Annotated in this window: 18 protein-coding genes; 10 read left to right on the top strand and 8 right to left on the bottom strand. The window is 35.7% G+C overall.

The window, feature by feature from the left end; translation table 11 throughout:
- A complete protein-coding gene (locus V7O66_RS03115) occupies positions 1-363 on the top strand; it encodes a gamma-glutamylcyclotransferase (protein ID WP_406661519.1) in 363 nt (120 codons plus the stop codon).
- Between the two features lie 3 nt (positions 364-366).
- The gene (locus V7O66_RS03110) at positions 367-990 is read left to right on the top strand and encodes a TatD family nuclease-associated radical SAM protein (protein WP_406661518.1); all 624 of its coding nucleotides are present in this window, start codon (positions 367-369) and stop codon (positions 988-990) included.
- Position 991: 1 nt separating this feature from the next.
- Here V7O66_RS03110 and engB read toward each other — a convergent pair whose 3' ends face one another.
- Complete coding sequence (gene engB / locus V7O66_RS03105) at positions 992-1,618, bottom strand: GTP-binding protein EngB (RefSeq protein WP_406662554.1); 627 nt, start codon at positions 1,616-1,618, stop codon at positions 992-994.
- Positions 1,605-2,597 carry a DHHA1 domain-containing protein gene (locus V7O66_RS03100; protein ID WP_406661517.1) on the bottom strand — a complete coding sequence of 331 codons (993 nt, stop codon included), beginning with the start codon at positions 2,595-2,597 and terminating at the stop codon, positions 1,605-1,607. The genes engB and V7O66_RS03100 overlap by 14 nt, the downstream gene beginning before the upstream one ends.
- Positions 2,598-2,689: 92 nt before the next feature.
- Here V7O66_RS03100 and V7O66_RS03095 point away from each other — a divergent pair, with 92 nt between their 5' ends.
- The 3 genes from V7O66_RS03095 to V7O66_RS03085 all read left to right on the top strand — a co-directional run bounded on the left by V7O66_RS03095 (position 2,690) and on the right by V7O66_RS03085 (position 5,818).
- Entirely contained in the window at positions 2,690-3,877 is a 1,188-nt protein-coding gene (locus V7O66_RS03095; RefSeq protein WP_406661516.1) for a tyrosine-type recombinase/integrase, read from the top strand.
- Positions 3,878-4,143: 266 nt separating this feature from the next.
- Positions 4,144-4,362, top strand: a complete 219-nt coding sequence (locus V7O66_RS03090; RefSeq protein WP_406661515.1) for a hypothetical protein — start codon at positions 4,144-4,146, stop codon at positions 4,360-4,362.
- 406 nt (positions 4,363-4,768) lie between these two features.
- Positions 4,769-5,818 (top strand): hypothetical protein, encoded by a 1,050-nt coding sequence (locus V7O66_RS03085; RefSeq protein WP_406661514.1) that lies wholly within the window; start codon positions 4,769-4,771, stop codon positions 5,816-5,818.
- Positions 5,819-6,015: 197 nt separating this feature from the next.
- Here V7O66_RS03085 and V7O66_RS03080 read toward each other — a convergent pair whose 3' ends face one another.
- From V7O66_RS03080 to V7O66_RS03060, 5 genes are all read right to left on the bottom strand, one after another.
- Positions 6,016-6,780: a hypothetical protein gene (locus V7O66_RS03080; protein ID WP_406661513.1), complete on the bottom strand. Its 765-nt coding sequence runs from the start codon at positions 6,778-6,780 to the stop codon at positions 6,016-6,018.
- A gap of 95 nt (positions 6,781-6,875) precedes the next feature.
- The gene (locus V7O66_RS03075) at positions 6,876-7,133 is read right to left on the bottom strand and encodes a hypothetical protein (RefSeq protein WP_406661512.1); all 258 of its coding nucleotides are present in this window, start codon (positions 7,131-7,133) and stop codon (positions 6,876-6,878) included.
- Between the two features lie 268 nt (positions 7,134-7,401).
- Complete coding sequence (locus tag V7O66_RS03070) at positions 7,402-10,068, bottom strand: DNA polymerase (protein ID WP_406661511.1); 2,667 nt, start codon at positions 10,066-10,068, stop codon at positions 7,402-7,404.
- On the bottom strand, positions 10,061-10,393 hold the full coding sequence (locus V7O66_RS03065) for an HNH endonuclease signature motif containing protein (protein ID WP_406661510.1): 333 nt from the start codon (positions 10,391-10,393) through the stop codon (positions 10,061-10,063). The genes V7O66_RS03070 and V7O66_RS03065 overlap by 8 nt, the downstream gene beginning before the upstream one ends.
- Positions 10,394-10,405: 12 nt before the next feature.
- Entirely contained in the window at positions 10,406-11,047 is a 642-nt protein-coding gene (locus V7O66_RS03060) for a hypothetical protein (protein WP_406661509.1), read from the bottom strand.
- Between the two features lie 565 nt (positions 11,048-11,612).
- Here V7O66_RS03060 and V7O66_RS03055 point away from each other — a divergent pair.
- From V7O66_RS03055 to V7O66_RS03045, 3 genes are all read left to right on the top strand, one after another.
- Positions 11,613-14,999 (top strand): P-loop NTPase fold protein, encoded by a 3,387-nt coding sequence (locus tag V7O66_RS03055; protein WP_406661508.1) that lies wholly within the window; start codon positions 11,613-11,615, stop codon positions 14,997-14,999.
- 324 nt (positions 15,000-15,323) lie between these two features.
- A complete protein-coding gene (locus V7O66_RS03050) occupies positions 15,324-15,929 on the top strand; it encodes a hypothetical protein (protein WP_406661507.1) in 606 nt (201 codons plus the stop codon).
- 65 nt (positions 15,930-15,994) lie between these two features.
- Positions 15,995-16,711, top strand: a complete 717-nt coding sequence (locus tag V7O66_RS03045; protein ID WP_406661506.1) for a hypothetical protein — start codon at positions 15,995-15,997, stop codon at positions 16,709-16,711.
- 8 nt (positions 16,712-16,719) lie between these two features.
- On the opposite strand, the gene V7O66_RS03040 is transcribed toward V7O66_RS03045, so the two are convergent.
- Complete coding sequence (locus V7O66_RS03040; protein ID WP_406661505.1) at positions 16,720-17,193, bottom strand: CRISPR-associated endonuclease Cas1; 474 nt, start codon at positions 17,191-17,193, stop codon at positions 16,720-16,722.
- A 392-nt stretch (positions 17,194-17,585) separates the two neighbouring features.
- Between V7O66_RS03040 and V7O66_RS03035 the strand changes: the two genes are divergently transcribed.
- On the top strand, positions 17,586-17,732 hold the full coding sequence (locus tag V7O66_RS03035) for a hypothetical protein (RefSeq protein ID WP_406661504.1): 147 nt from the start codon (positions 17,586-17,588) through the stop codon (positions 17,730-17,732).
- A 109-nt stretch (positions 17,733-17,841) separates the two neighbouring features.
- The gene (locus V7O66_RS03030; RefSeq protein ID WP_406661503.1) at positions 17,842-18,543 is read left to right on the top strand and encodes an SDR family NAD(P)-dependent oxidoreductase; all 702 of its coding nucleotides are present in this window, start codon (positions 17,842-17,844) and stop codon (positions 18,541-18,543) included.

The raw sequence follows: 18,543 nt of genomic DNA, 5'->3' as shown, positions 1-18,543 counted from the left end.
ATGTATGTTTTTGTCTACGGTTCACTGAAAAAAGGTTTTTGCAATCACCCATTGATAGAAGGGTCAGAATTCATCTGTGAAACACATACCAAAGAGAGCTATGCAATGCTCGACCTACATAGATTCCCAGGTGTTATAAAAGATAAAAAGATATCAATAATATATGGTGAGGTCTACGACCCGGAAGACACCGTACTTGAGCAGCTTGACATCTTCGAAGGAAGCTGGTACACAAGAGAGAATGTGGAACTTGATGCAGGGTTCCCGGCACAGATGTATTTCCTGAAAAGGATACCTGAAAAACCGGGATACAGCAGGATAATCAATGAAGGCATCTGGACCGAAAAGCAGCATATGGAGTAAACAATGCCAAACACTGAGAATAGCAATGAAGATGATATATTTCAGGGCACTATTTCCTACAAGGCTCACGGAAATCTCTACCTTAACATCACCAACAGATGCAGTGCCAACTGTACATTTTGTATAAGGGAATTCTCAGACGGCGTTTATGGTTACGACCTCAGACTGTCAAGGGATCCTACAGAAGAGGAAATTATCAGAGAACTTGAGAGCATAGACCTCTCTAAATATAGGGAGATCGTTTTTACAGGACTGGGAGAACCCACATGCAGGTTCGAAACGGTCCTTGATATAACCAGGTGGCTGCATGAAAGGAACTGCCACATACGGCTGGACACCAATGGTCATGCAAAGCTTATGCAACCGGACATGGATGTTGTAAAAGAGTTAAAGGGTGCAGGCCTTGAATCCGTTTCTGTAAGCCTTAACGCAGAGTCAAAGGAAAAGTACAACGCCATTTGCAAACCAGCATTCGACAACGCCTACGAGTCACTCCTGGAATTCACAAAAGAAGCTGTTAATCTCGGAATAAGAACCCAGATGACAGTTGTAGCTATGCCGGAAATAGATATTGCAGCATGTGAGAAGATAGCAACCGAAATTGGTGCTACCTTTCGGGTAAGATAACTCAGAAATACTTGAACAGGTTATCCCTTTTTGCAGCATGCAAACGCTGCCTGATGAGCGACTTCAGGGATTTTATATTTCCCTTTTTGGCACTTATAGGAGCAATCAGATCAAGCCATTGTTTCCATGGAGGAAGCATACCAAGCTTATCGACTATGCCATCAATAACAAAATCAAGCTCATCGTCCTTTATTTTGTCTATCTTGTTCACTGCAACAACCGTATCAATATTGAGCTCCTTCAAAAAGGCGTACAGTTCCAGGTCAACAGGAATTTCATTACGGGACTCCCACCTATCCACAAGGTCCACAAAAACAGGACCATCTATCACCATCACTGCAAGGTCGATGCGTTCTGCATTATCCTCAATATAACGTACGATCTCGTTTTTTACAATATCCTGTTTGTGGTCCTTCACACCACTCATGAAACCAAAGCCAGGCATATCGGTTATCAGAAGGTCGGAAAAACGTATATGTGTGGCCTTTAAGGTTACACCTGGCCTTTTGCCAACCTTGACCTTCTTTCCGGTTATCTCACGGATGAGCGAGGATTTACCTACATTTGAACGTCCTACAAAAAGAATCTCATAATTAGCACCCTGAGTCAGGTCTTCATTTTTCACCATTTTCAATCAAACGTGTCTTATGCTTTTCCCTACTTATAGTCTTATCCAGTTCACGGATGAAATCCTCAAATGATTCACGAGGTATCCTCGCACCGGCTGCAGAAGCATGACCACCGCCCGTACCACCGTATTTAGGAGCTACTTCTCGCAATATCATATTAAGATCAACTGTATCCCTTGATCTCAGACTCATGTCATATGCGTGCTTCCTGTGGCGGTATTCCGCAGCAAGACCGACTCCTCGCATACCTGAAGCAGCAGCATATATCGCTGATTTGGACATGTAACCTTTGGGATCCACAACATAAGCAAGACTGTCAAGAACCTTTACCTGCTTTCTGATCCTGAGCCTCAGATTCTCTTCCAGTTTAGAACCAAGGCGAGCAAAATTCAATATGTCCGGGATCTCCGAAGGAATCGTATCACGGGAAAGAGGAAGTAACAGCTTTCTCTTAAAATCATAGTCTCTGCCAGCAAAGATCAGTGCCTGGATGAGAGTGCCAGCCTGGAAGAAAAGACTTCTTTTATCCCAGTCAAGTGTCCATTCCTTGATAGAAGGAGTATTATCATAATAATCCCCGATAGCTCCATATATCGCAACTCTGCGCATATCCTTGTGAAGTCTGCCCTCAAGTGCTTTATATGTAAGCTCAGAAGCACAGACGCTTGTATCATGGTGCAGCCAATCCACATCCCAGCATTTACGAGGCAGAGGATGATGATCAATATACATCAGATCGGAATGCTCAACAAGTTCTTCAAGTCTCTCATAAAGGCGCATACAGGACTTCTCATCAACTGCAATATCGCAGATAATGATATTCTTGTAGCTGTCTGTCATCCTGAGATCATCGAACACACCCACAGGACTCGTAAAATAAATATCCGAATTAGGATAAGCACTTTTTGCAATGGCACCAGAGCATACACCATCAGAATCACCATGGGTAAGGATGAGGGTCTCGTTTCTTTTAACCATTTTCGAATATGTCATATTAATCCCGATTTATAATCTAATATTTTCATGTTAAACGGCAAATGTATTAACCTTTGAAACACCTATAATAAAATATGGTATTCGGAGATATAGATGCTTGGATTGTTAGGCACAATGAAGATGCTTCTGGCCAAGGACAGCAAATTTACACGACTATGTATGAATACATGCTCATTGAAAATTTGAAGCATCACAGCATGACCTCATACCTTTCAAATTTCAGAGCAATTGTTCAAAAAAAGCCTCATTTGGATTACAATAAACTTGATGAAGCTAGTATTAAAGAAATTTTAACTTCAATTGTGAAAAAACATAAAAATCCAACGACCCAGGTAAATCAAAAAATATCATTACGTAAATGGTTGCAGTGCTCCGGGCAGGAACATTTACTGGACTTGGTAAAAACTAAGAGAGTAAAGAGTAATTCAAAACTTCCGGAGGAAATGCTAACAAAGGAAGAACTTGAATTGCTTCTTACAAACTGCTCACACCCACGGGATTCTGCCATTATTGCTCTTCTTTATGATTCGGGGTGTCGTATCGGTGAACTCTTATCTATGCGTGTTAAAGATGTTGAATTTGACGATAATGGAGCAATAGTGACCTTTCCCGAAGGCAAAACCGGATGGAGAAAAAACCGTATTTTGTTAGCTTCATCTTATCTCCGCGTATGGCTTGATAGCCATGAATACAAAGCAAATTATGAGAATCCTTTGTTTTATTCCATGAAAGGTAAGTATAAGAATCCTGATCTTGATTATAAGATCAGGAATTTACCCGAGAACAAGGAAATAGTCAAACTTACAGCTGAAGCTGTGAGAAGACAGATACATAATATAGCAAAGAAAGCAGGAATTGAAAGACGTATTCACCCTCACCTTTTTAGACATACAAGAGCCACAGAGCTTGCAAATCATTTGACCGAGCAACAATTAAAGAAGCAATTTGGATGGACTGCCGGAAGTGATGTTGCTTCAAAATATGTACACCTGACAGACAAAGATGTTGAGAGGGCGATCCTGAAAGCATCTGGCATCGAAATCGAGGAAGAGGTACAGGAAAGAGGATTAACACCAACCAGGTGTATGAGGTGCAAGGAAATCAACCCGCCACATGCAGCCTTTTGTATGAAATGTGGTTATCCCATGACCCTTGATGCCATTGACAAGAGCACCTCGATGAAACAAGAAGCAATTAATAGCATTTCAATGGAAGATATACAAAAAATGATTAGTAGAGAAATTGAAAAAATGAAAAAATGATCTAATCCATTTTACCTCTCTTTTTGTCATGTGTATATACACATAGATTTGTGTGAATATAGATGTACTAGAGGCAAAGGGTTGGGATAGAGGTAAAAAATTGCATTACTCGCATAAACACAAAACAATTACAAAAAGCACCTTTTATCTTCCTTTTTTTGTATTTCAAATATCCATAATATCTTTAATAAACCATATATACTTCCTGTGTACATGATGTGTTTTGTATATCTAAGATACATAACATTTCATGGAAGTGAAAAAATGTGACTTTAAAAAGAAATACTCTTGAATTATTTGACCGATCAACGAGCATTATCAAAATAGACTCTATTTCGGAGACTGGAAATATGAACCCTGATTTTTTAAAATGGGCTGAAGAAGCATATAGAAAAAATCCAGATGTAATATTAAACTGGGAGCGATCTGATGATATATTAGAAAGAGCGCTTGCAAATGCTGTTTTCGAAGCTGTTGGAAAGTAGGACAGTAAACAACAAAAGAGTTACCTCTGATGTGAAGCAGCTTGCAAAGTAGAAATACAATCTAACTACCAGACATTCCCTTCATGTTCATTATTCCCACAAACATTTTGAAATGAAACATTGGTCTTACATTAATTCAATAAACATTTAACATGCTTAACAGATTCTATTGTTAGATAATAGATACAATCCTCTCCTGCAACATTATTATAATTTCTCATAATGACTGGGAAAGCAAAAATAGCCATTCCCCCGTAGTTGCTACAATTCAGTTCAAATACTATTTTTCCATCACCCAACAGTAACTGCATGCTCAAGGGAGTTATTTTTACTAATGTGCTTAATTGTGCCCAGATGCTTGCATCAAGATAATAATTGCATTATCAACAGAGTAGTAATATGCAATTTGAAATACATAGTAAGTCATAAATTATATGCGATTAAATACATTGTATTTCATATGGCCGTAAATCGTAAGACTTTAGTAAAAGCTGGGACAGCGCGATGTGTATTTCAAAATTATAAACAGCTTCCTATAACGCACCCCGACAAACCTGCCTTTGCAGCAGCTTTGGCAACAATTACAGCTGAAAGCCTTGGAGGTATACTCCATACTTATAGTGACGATAATAGTACACCGTTTACGCTTCTCGTATCAAAATGGAATGAATCCAGCTCTCCCAAAGCCGTGCTAGTAAAAAAATCAATTTCAAACTGGACTACTGCTGTGTCCTTTTGGAATATTGCCAATCAAAACCTGTTCAGAAGAAACGAAGGCTTTGAAGAATTGGAAAATATCGATCGTATAATAATGAAGTCAACATATGAACTGTGGACAAAGACTCCAAGAGGAAGTCCAGTTCGTTGGGCAGAAGCCGCCCGCATATATGAAGAATCATGCCTGGCAGCACTAGAAGGCTTATGGTTTGCCGATGATGATTTTGAAAAATGGAACAATCAGCTGAATGACTTAAAGCCAAGATTGCTTAATGTGTTAGGATATGATTCGGTTTTAGAGATTACATCCAAGCGTTCAGACAAAGCGTTCCCAACAGAGTTCTTAAGAGAAGTCCTCTTTGCTGGCGGTAATGAACAGAGTCTCACCAAAATGGCATATTCCTGTATAGCAAAACCACTTCCTACCCATATTCCAATTGAAGTTCTGAGGAATCGAGGTGATCTAAGTCCGACTCAGGCTCTAGCATCTTATCTTGTAGATGATGAATATGGCCCTAAACTTACCTATGCTGCTGCAGCTAATTTGCTTGGCATGAAAAACAGGCAGGAAATTGGTACTCATCTCAAAAGGGCTAGAAACATTTTACAAAATTCTGGTCAAGATGCAAGGACAAGTAGATCAGTTCGCTCTAAAAACTTCAATAAACAAGCACCTGAAGCTATTGAAGTAAGCATTCTCCCTCTGAAAGACGAAAGGTTCAATGACTTCGATAATTAAAGAAAACAAATTTTCACAAAAATTTAATTATTCCGAGGTTCAAATCTTGCCCCCCGCACGTTACGCTGGGGATATAGGTAACGTGTAAAAACGGAACTCTTTTTAAAAATAACACCTGTTAGTTACTTCTATAAATATTTCATATGCACTATTGTGACCAGTGACACCATAAAAAATAGGAGCTATGTAAAATCTTGTTATCCATCTTTTTCTTCTTCACTTTCTGTTATACTATTCAGTATCTTGATATAATTGATGTTGTCTCTATTAATATAATATGTCTCTTTTTCCGTTACTAGCTCTAGTTGTCTACCAAACTTTCGAATGTTTCCTTGCATATCACAAGGTGAATCTGTTAATAACGATATTTTCGCATACGGGTAACTTGCTATATGTAAACCGTAGAAATAGGCAAACAAAGTGTATATTCCCACAAAAGCAATCAATATTGCCCCAATTGAGAATAAGACAAGCCCCATATGTGCTGAAGGATTTGTTAATATGAGATAATATAATGCACAGCAAAATATTGATATTATGAATGAAATGAAATAGGAATCCAACATATAGTTTAATTTCATATTTGTTTCTTGTTTTAATTTCACTAAACCCATTTCTTCAGTTATACTATATTTTCTGGACAAAAATAGCAGATAGAAATGCAACACTGTAATAAAAAAAACTGGCATTAAAAGGGTTATTAAAGATACCTGCCCATTTAATTGTAAAGTGTTTAGATTGTATTCTGAAATATGGATTATTGTCAGTATGGATCCAAAAGCTACCGTGAAAGGCAATAGCACAAACGAAAAAATAAAAATTGCTCCATTAATACAGTAACCGTGCACTTCAGTTTCATTGGAGGATACATTAACTATAATTCTGTCAAAATGATAAACAATAATCGATATTAGGGTTATAATAACAGACAGAATAATTGTAATGTCTAAAGTTAAATTCATATTTTATCAAATCCTTTTATGTCATCAAAAAAATCATTGTGGATTTCAAATGTATTACTAATTCAATTATTGTTTTTTTTATATAAGCAAATTACTTAACCTGTTAATCTCCTCACTGCTGGAGTATTCAAATTAAGATCCTCTGTTTCTCTTATCCTTTGCTTAATCCCCTGAAACCGGTTTCTAGAAATTTTCAGAGCTTCAGCCTGCTTTTGTGGCATTTGGAGAATATTATCCATAATCTCATGCTTGTTGACAAACTCTTGAGAACGCTTCACATCAAGAGCTTGCTCATCAATATTGTTAGCTTCCTTTCTAATATAGACAATAAAATCAACTTCAACATGTTTCATTAATAAGTTATAAATATATATACATATAATATTAAAAAGGAGGCATAAATAATGTACCAAGTATATGTAGTTAAAAGTAATGTGACTGGAAAAGCAACTAAAGCTTATACCACTAAGGAATTAGCTAAGAAAAATAAAAAACTATTAGAACATATAGAGGAAGTTATTGTTGTAGAATAAAGTAATCATAATTTAGTTTGATTTTTGAAAAACTCTCTTTTGCATAAAACCATGTGATTATCATGGTTTTTGTATTAATAAGATTATTTCAAAGCCTCAATAACCTCCTCACTGCCGGAGTATTCAAATTGAGATCTCCGTTATCTTTTATTCTCTTTTTAATACCCTGAAACCTGCTCCTAGAAACCCCCATAGATTCACCCTCTGTTTGAGACATGTTGAGGATATTATCCATTATCTCCTGTTTGTTGATGAACTCCTGAGCCTTCTTCACATCAATACTCTGCTCATCAATATTATTAGCTTCTTTCCCGATATAAACGATAGAATCAGCTTGAACATGCTTCCTTTCCAGTACTCCAATACCACCATCAAACTTAGATTCAAGATGATTAGCATACTCTATTATTGTCCTGCTCAGTTGCTTGAAATAATGAGATCCCTGTTTAACTTTTTGTGATTCATAATCAGTGAAGGGATCATACACAATGCTCTGAGGATCATTAGAAAATGGAGCTAGAGGCTTTACTGCCTTGCCGTTTTCCTCAATTGTCTGAAATCCCACAAGAAAGAAGTTAAAAGGTTTAATCTGCTCATTCCAAGACTTCCCTTTATTAATCTTATCAAACCTATGCAGTACGTTAGGAGTACTTACAGTAAGTCTTGAGATAGCATAGAGGTTAGAATACTTCTCTTCAATGTCTACCTCTGTAAGAATCCCATAGTGTAACTTAAGTAAATCTTCCCATATCTCAGCTTGCCAATCTCCAACACTCTTTGGAAATGGGTTTGTTAAATGACCAAGACCATGAAGCTTAAAGGATCTCTCACCTTCCATGAACTTGATCTTTCCATTCACATAAGTGTAAAGAGCATAACGTTTTGAGGATATACCATAAGACCACATATTCTCTTTTTCAGCCTTCAGCAAATCAATATCAAGGTTATATGGGTTAAGAGGTTGAAAATAGTCTATGATCTCCTGAGCATGTTCAGGAGGAACAAAGATAGAATCTGTATCCATGTAAGCATGAACAGCACCAAGCTCTTTGGCTTTAGCTTCAGCCATAGCCAAGAATAACTTAGATCCTGCTGTTATCATAACAGCTAACAGAGGATGATAATAGTTACCTGCTTTCTCATACCTGTTCTCTAAAGTATTAAAATCATCCAAACCAAAAACCTGAATATTACTTTTCTTATCTTCTGGATTCAGCTCAATAAAGATTCCATAACTTGTGGAATTTACAAGGATCTTAATAGCCTGTGCTCTGCTCTCTAATTGTTGGTATTCTGGATCTTCTTTACTAATACCCTTCATCTTAAGTTTGATATTCTGTCTTTCCTCAACAAGTACCTGAACAAAATTATCCTTTGCAGGATCAAGATCAATCCCAAGTATCTGAGATTCTCTTAATTGCTTTTGGACACCTTTTGGGATGAACTTGATTGCTTCAATGATCTCTGGAACTTTACCAGTAAGAATAACTGAGGATATAACATCAGGCAGAGCATACCATAATTCAGAGTCAGAACTAAGATAGTTGATACCTACATTATAGCCTGTTCCAGAGCCTTTGTAATCCATCCTTACAGGCAGTATATCATTGTCAGGCTGAACCTTAACCATAACAACAAAGTCTTTCCAATTCTCCTTATTCTGAAGGTATGTAAGATCTACTTTTGAGAGCATTTCTTTAATTTCATTGGTAACATCCTTCATTTCAAGAGATTCAGCTATCATGTATTTCCAGAGATCCATTAACAATACAATAGTTGGATACATGCTAGTAAAATCAAGGGTAGTTACCTTTACAGGCTCTTTTCTTATCTTACATTCACAGCGACCTCCATAATAGGAAGTCATGATATTACCAAGCATTTCAGGAGAGAAATCAGGATTATGAGTTAAGAATGATTGAATCCCCAATTGCTTTAAAGCGTATTTTCCAATAGATGCAGAGCTGTATATCTTGGTTAATGGTATGTCTATTTGATAGAGATCTAACTCAGCAATAAGTGTCTCATAAACTTCCCAAGTGGCACGAACATCAGTGATCATATAGTCAATGTATTCTTCAGTGACTTTTCCATGCTCTTCTGACTTTGTTTTCTGTGTTTTAGTAGTTAATAATTTACATGCTTTCTCAAGTGACACACGCTTTTTTTGAAGCAGAACTTCTGCAAGTGTTTGAACATCAAGGAAGTGTCCTGAAAAACGATCTTTACCTTTGTTGATTTTGGTTGAGGTTAATTTAAAAGTATGGGCTTGACCTAATTTCTTGATAATAATAGGAGGATTGAACCTATTTTCTGAAAGGGTAAAGGTAAACCCTCCCTTGTTCCTACCTCTAGAATCTCCTACTTTTTTAGAGATCCTACTAATATCAAAGGGTAAATTGTACCCTATACATAGACTATGAAAATTATAGATTTCGTTATAGAATACAGTATCTATAAACTCATCTAGGGTATAGATTACTAGATTATGTCTAGTGGTATAGATTTCACATAGACTTTTTTCATTATCGGCAAGTATAGAAGGGTTATAGAATAGACCTTCATGCTGAATGTACCCATTTTGGTATATCTGAAAATACCCTATCTTAAAGTTTTGATATTGGTCTATGGTAGTTTCTGTATCAAAAACTAGTACCCTATCATGCCTTAAGGGTACATCTTCAGGTTTGTAAAAGGGATTACCTGAAGATTTCTTTACCTTCTGTGTATATCCCCTAACAGCTATCTTAGACATTTACGGTCATCTCCATTCCAAGATTAATTAACCGATCTCCAAGTTCTCTTAATAAAGCTCCAATAGAAATGATATTAAAAGCTCTCTTATTCTGCAAGGAAGCTTCACTTGATCTTACTTTAGGGCTAAGTCTGTTTTGTTCTGATGTTATCTTAAAATGACAATTCTTACAGAGAGGCTTAATCCAGTCTGTATTATTTCTGCCATCAACATGATGCATTTCAATAAGTTTAGGAGTATCCTCTCCACATACAGCACATGCCATCGGTGGTTTCTTTCCCTTCTTGTTATTTTTAATATAATTTGCATAAGCATCTTTATCCATAGTATCCACTCCTCAACTTTGATAGATCTGTAAAAATTCAGGCTCTTCCTGAGCTTCCATTATTTCAAATAGCTTATCAAGATCAGTTTCAAGATAATGCTCCTTGCCGCTAGCATCGGTGATTTTGACACTGCCAAACCGCTTTAATGAAGCCTCATCACCGCTTCTTAGAGCTTTTTGAACAGCGTTCATATACTCCGCTATCAGTTTTCGATCTTTTGAATTTGCGGTTATTATGGTTGTTTGACCTGTATTCCTACCATAGATCAACATCTCAGTTTCTATTGTATCAGAAGAATTTACTCTCCATTTACCCTTTGATTTATGGAGATTCTTTCCAAGATGTTTTACTGCAAAGTCTTTGTTTACTCCTACCTTTTCAACTGCTTTTGTTAAAGAGTCGCCTTTTCTCATATATCTGAGAACTTTAAGAGATAGGGTTCTATCTCTTTTCTGAGTAGATGTCAGGGTGTTCCATGCGTTGTCTCTTAGTGTATGATCTCTCAATTTTAGATCCCTGAGATCCTTCAAGTTCATATTTGGAAATCTCTCATGTTTCCTAATGATCTCCTTTGCATAGCGTGTATCTCTTGGCTGAGCTTTGAACCATTCTCCATATGTCCTGAAGTTAGCTGAGAATATTTTACGAGTCATTTCTCAGCCTCCCAGAGCTTCATTAATGCTATTCTGACAACTTCAGCTTGAGAACATCCATGTTCTTTAGCAAACTGTTCTAACTTTATCTTTAGAAATTTTGGCAAAGTTACACTTACTCGGGTACTTTTCGTATTCATATAAATCCAGTCCAAGCGCCATTGTTACTTTAGTTAGTGGCGCATTTTTTACTTCATATCGGATGCCAAATTTACTGTCATAATTGCTGGCACAAATCCTACATAGTTTTTGCAGATATATATCCCTTATAGCGACTATATTTGAATACAATACCAGAGTATATATTATCAATTAATGCACCACATATGGTAACAAACGGTTACTGATTTTTACTGATACCATAAAGAATATAAAAAGAAACAGCATTATAATAATATATACATTGTCTGATACTGATGGTGTTTTTGTGAATTAAATTCTTTTAAATGGCACTAATAAGATAAGCTTAAATAACTCTCGCACCTTTCTCCTATCAAAAATAGCTACTGATATCAAATACCTTTTGAGAGATTATTAATCTCAACAAAAATAAAGGGGTTTAGTTATGAATGAAGATGAACAAAAAACGCATGGATTTAAGCTTCTTACTGATGAAATAACAGATACCGACTTTTTTGAAGATAAAACCCATGAAAACGTAGCTGAAACTTTATACAAATTGATAGACGATAATGACAATGGTTTTACCATAGGATTAGAGGGGTCATGGGGTTCTGGTAAATCAACGGTTGTATCAATTCTTAAAAAAAAGATTGAAAAAAAGTCTTTTCATTACTTCTATTTTGATGCATGGGCACACGAAGGTGATCATCTTAGAAGAATATTTCTTGAATCATTAATATCTCAAGTCGATGTCGAATCTAAAAAATTGAAAGAGTTAAGTGAAAAGATTTCCAATCGCAAGCGTGAAACTATTACTCATACAAAACAATATGGGACAAAACTTGGCAAATGGTTAGCAGGTTCAGTTTTATTTGTACCCTTAGGCGCAGGTCTTGTATCTGGGGTGGACAGTTCACAACTATTTTTTCAATTGGGTGGAAATCCACACTTGCCTTTTTTGTTTGGGGTCTTTTTTTCGCTTATGCCTGTATGGGTCATTATAGGAAACATCTGTTATTTAGGAAATAATGCATGGAAAACGGAAAACTGGGCATTTTTAGAAAGTGAAGTAAACAATACTACGACTCAAGAAATCTCAGAAGACGAGGAACGATCTTCAATTGAGTTCGAAAAATATTTCGGAGAAATTATGTCCGAGATTTTTGAAGACGATCCTTCTAGTAAATTGATGATTGTTGTTGACAATCTTGATCGAATTGATGCACAAGACTCTTTGAAAATCTGGTCAACTCTCCAAACCTTTCTTCAACAGCGTAATCCTTCAAAACCCAATAACCAGTGGTATAAGAAGATTTGGATTATTGTTCCTTATGATATGAATGGGCTTTCTAAGCTCTGGGGTAAGGAAAATATATTAAGCTATGATGAAAACACTTCAGATGAAAAATGCTTAGGATCATGTGCAAAATCATTTTTTGATAAGTGTTTTCAAATCCGCATCGAAGTTCCAGAGCCAGTTCTTACAGGATGGGAAAGTTTCACAAGGGAAATGATAAATGAAGCATGCATTGGTTGGAATAATGATGATAAAAATGATGTTTTAAGAATGTTAAAATTAACACGTGAAAATCTTGGTGATATTCCAACCCCTCGTGAAATTAAAAATTATATAAATCAAGTAGGGATATTACGATTGCATGCCGATAAAAATATTCCAACCAAAAGCGTAGCCTATTATGTAGTTCACAAGTACTTAAAAGGATCTTCTACACAAAAAATTAAGCGCGAATTAATAAATAACGAATTACCGAAAGTGCAAGATAATCCATTCTTACCATCTGAATGCAGTAAACATTTGGCTGGAATCGTTTTTGGAGTTGGGGCACAAAAAGGGCATCAATTGCTTCTTGAGCCAGAAATAGAAAAAGTTTTGCAAAATGCGAATGGGCATGAATTAAAAGCTTTAGAGGAAATGCATGAAAGTGGTTTTTGGCCAGTCTTTGATCATCACATCGATAAATTAACTCCTTCAGGTATTTTATTTAATTATTCAAAAGCAATTTATAGTGGTTTATGGGACTCGCATGAAAAACAGTGCCGCAAATTTGTAAAAAAAATAGAAGGGCATTTAATAAAAAAATCTTTATCCCTTCTACCGGAAGGCTGTATCGAAGATTATTTGCCCATCATAAAGATGTCATCAAATAAAATAGTTCTTCAAAGAATTTGGGATATGGTTTTAATAGAATTGGAAACAAGAATTGCAGGAAACAATGAATTTGACTATGAAGCAAATGTAAAATATCTTGAAAATATAGTTGAAATCATAGGTGATATTCACAAAACACACATCTTCTCTAAAATAAGCTCTGAAGAATTGACTCAATGGGCTCTTGCATCTGATTCTCAACATGTACCAGCTTATAAATGGATTTTACCCCCTCAAGAAGTAGAAAATGATATTGTTGATAACATTGGATCATCTTCTTCTATTAAAGCTGGTACAAAAGAACTTCTAACTTATTCTATCAATGCCGGCATTAATAGTTGGGAAAAAATTCCTTTAGCACTAAGAAATCATATATTCCAGAACAATGGTAATCAGGTTAATGAAAATAATCCTTCTATAGAGGCACTTGACATTTTAGTTTGGATTACTTCATATGATGAGTCTTGTAGAGAAGAAATTAAAGAGTTACTTAAAACCGGACAATATCATAACTTTGTTTATCATCAACAAAAGAATAAATCGCCAATATATTCTGCTTTACTAATGGCTTACTATTTCAAAAATGACTTGCACACTATTTCGATTCCAGCAGTTGAAAGTTCAGCACGTGGTTTACAAGTGATGCGTGATGTTTGGACTAACAGAAATGAAATAAATGCAAAAGAGATGTACGCTTATATCAAACAATTTAATCATTTCAATCTTTTGTGGGATCTTGTGGAATGTAACGACAATAAACTTGGTGTTGATATTATTAATCTTGCTTTTGAAGATGAAACTTCTAATTTATTTGTTTGCTCTGATGTACTCAATAAGATGCACTTCACTCTGGAGCTGATTGAGAATGAAAACAATGATATGAAAGACAAGCTAGTAACCCGATTTATGAAGCATTCAGAAATCAAAGATGAAATTAGAAATTCTTCAAATTTAGATGTTTCATACTATTCAGAGGAACTTTTTTTGGTGTTGAAAAATACAGATGATGAAGAAATAATCAATAGAATTGTATCAACTTTAATTCTGTTGGAAAAGGATGAATGGAATATATATTTCGAAGATGACACATACCTTGCAAACCTTGCTTTAGAAGTTCAAAATAAAAAACCGTCTTTCTGGCTTGAAAATGCTTATTCGGATTCGATTTTTGAATTTGCTGAGCAATGGGCGAATTCTGATGATTGCACGACTAATTGGCAAAAAAGTAACTGGATTGCTCTTACGAATTTAATGGGAGAAAGCTTCCAAAAACACTACAAAAATAAGATTACTAAACTACTATTGGAGAATAAATTTGTTGTCACACCCGAATTCTATACCTACAATATGAATTTATTTGAGTACCCGAAACTATTCAAAGAAGGTCTATACAAAATACAAGATTTACTTGAGGAAGCAGTTAAAGATAATGATCTTGGCCGCTTAGAAATATTAGATGAGATTTTAAGTCATGATGAGAATGGAGATTTTGTTCCAGAAAAATACATCTCAGATGTTATATCAAAAGACCTTAATGATCTTTATTGGACTCAAGATGACAATAATATGGAACAAAAAAATATCTTAAAACGATTGGCTAAAAAGTTTAATATTGAAATCAAAGAACCAGTTTTTGACTATGAGGATGAAGAATCTTAATGATATTTACATTACATAAAAAAGCAAAAAGAAGAGGATTTAACGTGTAAGTTAATCTACATCCTCTGTTTCTATTTTATTTAAATGATTTTAAATTATCATGTTGATTAAACAGAACATTGTGAATTAAATATCAAAGTTCCGTTTTTAGACGTTACCTATATCCCCGCACGTTACGCTGGGGTAATAGTAATCTCCAGAAAACGCAACGTTTAGTAAACTCTGGCCACAAATGTTTTTAATTAACCTTGAATAACCATTGTTAAATTCAACTTCAGAATAAAGCACAAAAAATTTTTATGCTGGTAGGTTTATTATTTTGCAATGGAAGATATTGTACCTTATTTATTCATTCTTGCAATAGTTACGGGAGCTTTAGTATTTCTGATATTGTTAAATGAATGTATTCGTTGGACGAAAAATTTATATTTTGCAAATAAATACTTACAGAAATTCACACAGTTTGCAAACTTAGTTTTAAAGCGGAAATTTGATGAGGAGCTTTATGTTTGGCTAACACAAAATGAACCTGAAATACAACTGGATCTTGGTGTTTTGGGGGAATTTGATCATGAAAACGGTAAATATTTTATAGTCTCAAATGCAATTCCAAATTTAGCCATAGTTGGACAAGGGAGATCTTCTTTTTATCAAATTGATGAAGCAGAAAAACAATCTTTTAATTGCAAGCATGCGCTTAATAGGCATATTGGTCTAACGAAGAAATATTTAGGGAAAGCACTCCAAGATTTATTTAATCCGCTAAAGTGGTTACATGTGGCAATATTGTTACCAATTCACATTTTTAGATGGTTGGGATTCAAAAATAGTTCTTTAGATTATCTAGAAAAAAATACAGTTGCTAAAATAATGTCTGGTACTTTTGTACTTATACAAGTTGTCGCGGCTATAATTACTATCTTTGGTTGATATTTATTATAAAATATCAATGGTTCTGCATATTTTTGAGAAACGTTAATTCTACTATGTTTGTCATGAAAATGGCAATTATTAAATATGTAAATCTATTAATAAGTGGCATGCATAAATTTAGATCCTTCATTTTTGTTTTTTTTATTTTGTTAAGTATTTCTAATGTACATGCCACCAATTATAATTTGGAGATTAATTCCGAATTAGTTGATAATTATGGAACGAAATTAAACGTAGATAAGGAAATACAAGTTGAACAAAATTTAGCAATTCATTTTAGTGTAGTAAATAAAAATGATTTGTGGATTAATGTTCGTAATCTCAATTTAAGACTAAATGCTAATAAAGATTCAGAACGCTTTATCCCAATTTCTTCTGGAAATGATGTTACATTGATTGAGGAATTATTAATTCCTCCCGAGAGTCAGGCAGATTTTTATATTGTTTTAGAAAAATATAATTCACTAAACGAAAATGATAGAATTGGATCTTGGGTTGTAAGCTTTGAGACTACAGAGACTTCATCAAATAGTTTTTCTTCATTAGACTTGATAAAAGAGAACTATTTAGTTTTAAATTTAATGAAGCCTAACAATATTGAATTTAGAGTAATTAGAGAACAAGCCCAGTTGGATCAAAATATAGATTTACCTTCTAGTCTTTCCTATGAAAATCTTGCTGCGACTGATAATATAGTAAGTATTATAGGGGGTCTTATTTTAATTATTGGAACTTTGGTAGGAATTGTAAAGGTGACTAAGGGCAAATCTAAAAAATGAATATGTCATCATAGCATGGTATTATTCCACTGCTCCAACCGTTCCCTTACATGCTTGTTAAGGGTAAACGGTTTATCTCCCTTAGCATTCTGCTTCATGTAGTGCAAAGTACCCTTAGAAAATCCCATGTTCTTCCAGTCAGTATAGGAGATCTCAAGGATCTTTTGCCTTATATCCTGTGAATCATGCCTCTCAACAGTATAAGCAGGCTTGCTAAAATCAATATTTTTCCTTTTTCCAACAAGATACTGAGCAAGCTCCCTTGCTTTCAATAACAAGGCATAGCTCCACATAACAGATTGTTTCTTGTAAGCTACCTTCTTATTCATCCGGTTATTGAACTCTTCAGTGACCTTCTTAGCTCCTGAAGGTTTCAACCTTAAAGAATAACTCTCAGTTCTTATGAAGTCCTTATCATCCATCTTTTTTGATTCAATCAGGCTGATAACTGTAAGATCAACTGCAACAAAAGTCCGAATCAAATACAACACCAATACAAAAAGGTGACATAGGCACAAATCCTTGGCGCCTAAGGAAACAACAATGTTCAAAAAATTCCTCTTCCAGAGAGGTAGTTTTCCGTCTTAATATGAAAAGGCATATTGCAGTATAGCGGAAGGAAAATACATGTCAATTTCGAGGTTCCCTAGTTTAAGTACAAAACTAGATGGCAGTTCCTTCACCAAAGATATCAGAGGTGATAAAATACCAAACATCTGGAGGGTATTTCCTTTGTTTGATATCATCACACTAATAGATTTCATTGCTGCTTCTCTCCATATTTTGTCGTATTATAGGTAGAGTGGGTAAAAATGGGACAAAATGAAAACAGTCTCTTTAGAAAAGGGTCAAGATTGTCAAACGTGGGGGTGGATTGAAAAAAAGAAAAAAGAAAATGGTGGTCTCAAAGGTAGACAGTAATAGACTTCTGTTCACCTGGTTCGTAACTGTAGAGTGGATGCTCAACGCCTATTACAGTAAATGTGACTGGATTTCCTTTCCCAAGTTTGAATTTTCCTGAATCGATTTTTGCTTGTCCTTCTCCGTTTGTAGTTCCCGAAACAATCTTTAGAATCTATTTTCCCAAAAGCATAAGACCTGTTGAATCCAACTTTTAAGTAGTGAATGCTATGGAACTGAAAGGTCAGACCGCCATTGTCACAGGTGGGGGCAGGGGGATAGGGAGAGCCATCTGCCTGAGCCTTGCAGATGAAGGAGCCAATATAGTTGTGACTTCAAGGACAGAGGAAGAGATACAGCAGACCAGGCAAATGGTTGAGGATACAGGAGCAAGCTGTCTTGCCATAAGCACAGACATCAGAGAGGAGGAAGGTGTCAAGAAACTCATCTCAAAGACCATGGATGTTTTCGGTAAGATCGACATACTGGTCAATGATGCTGGTGTTGCCTATAGGAAACCTCTTCAGGACATCTCAACTGATGAATATGATGAGATAATGGACACCAATGTCAAGGGCATGTTCCTCTGCACAAAATACGCCCTTCCACATATTCTCAAAAGCGATTCAGCCAGGATCGTTAACATATCTTCTGGTGCCGGAAAACAGGGGATACCCCAGCTTTCTGTCTATTGTGCCTCCAAATTTGCTGTTATCGGCATCACAGAGTCCCTTGCCAGCGAACTTGCTGGAAAGGTGAAGGTATATGCAGTATGTCCGGGGGGCGTTGATACCCAGATGTATAGATCCCTGTTCTCCGATGAGCCAATGCTCAAACCTGAGCACATTGCACAAAAGGTACTGGAATTGTGCTTCCCTGATTCAAAAGTACCGTCAGGCTCATCAATAGAAGTCTACAGGCCACCTTTCTAA

Origin of the sequence: Methanolobus sp. ZRKC3 (assembly GCF_045291275.1) — an archaeon.
Classification (GTDB): domain Archaea; phylum Halobacteriota; class Methanosarcinia; order Methanosarcinales; family Methanosarcinaceae; genus Methanolobus.
The sequence above is the reverse complement of the archived record's forward strand: the minus strand, read 5'-3'. Positions and strand labels throughout refer to the sequence as shown.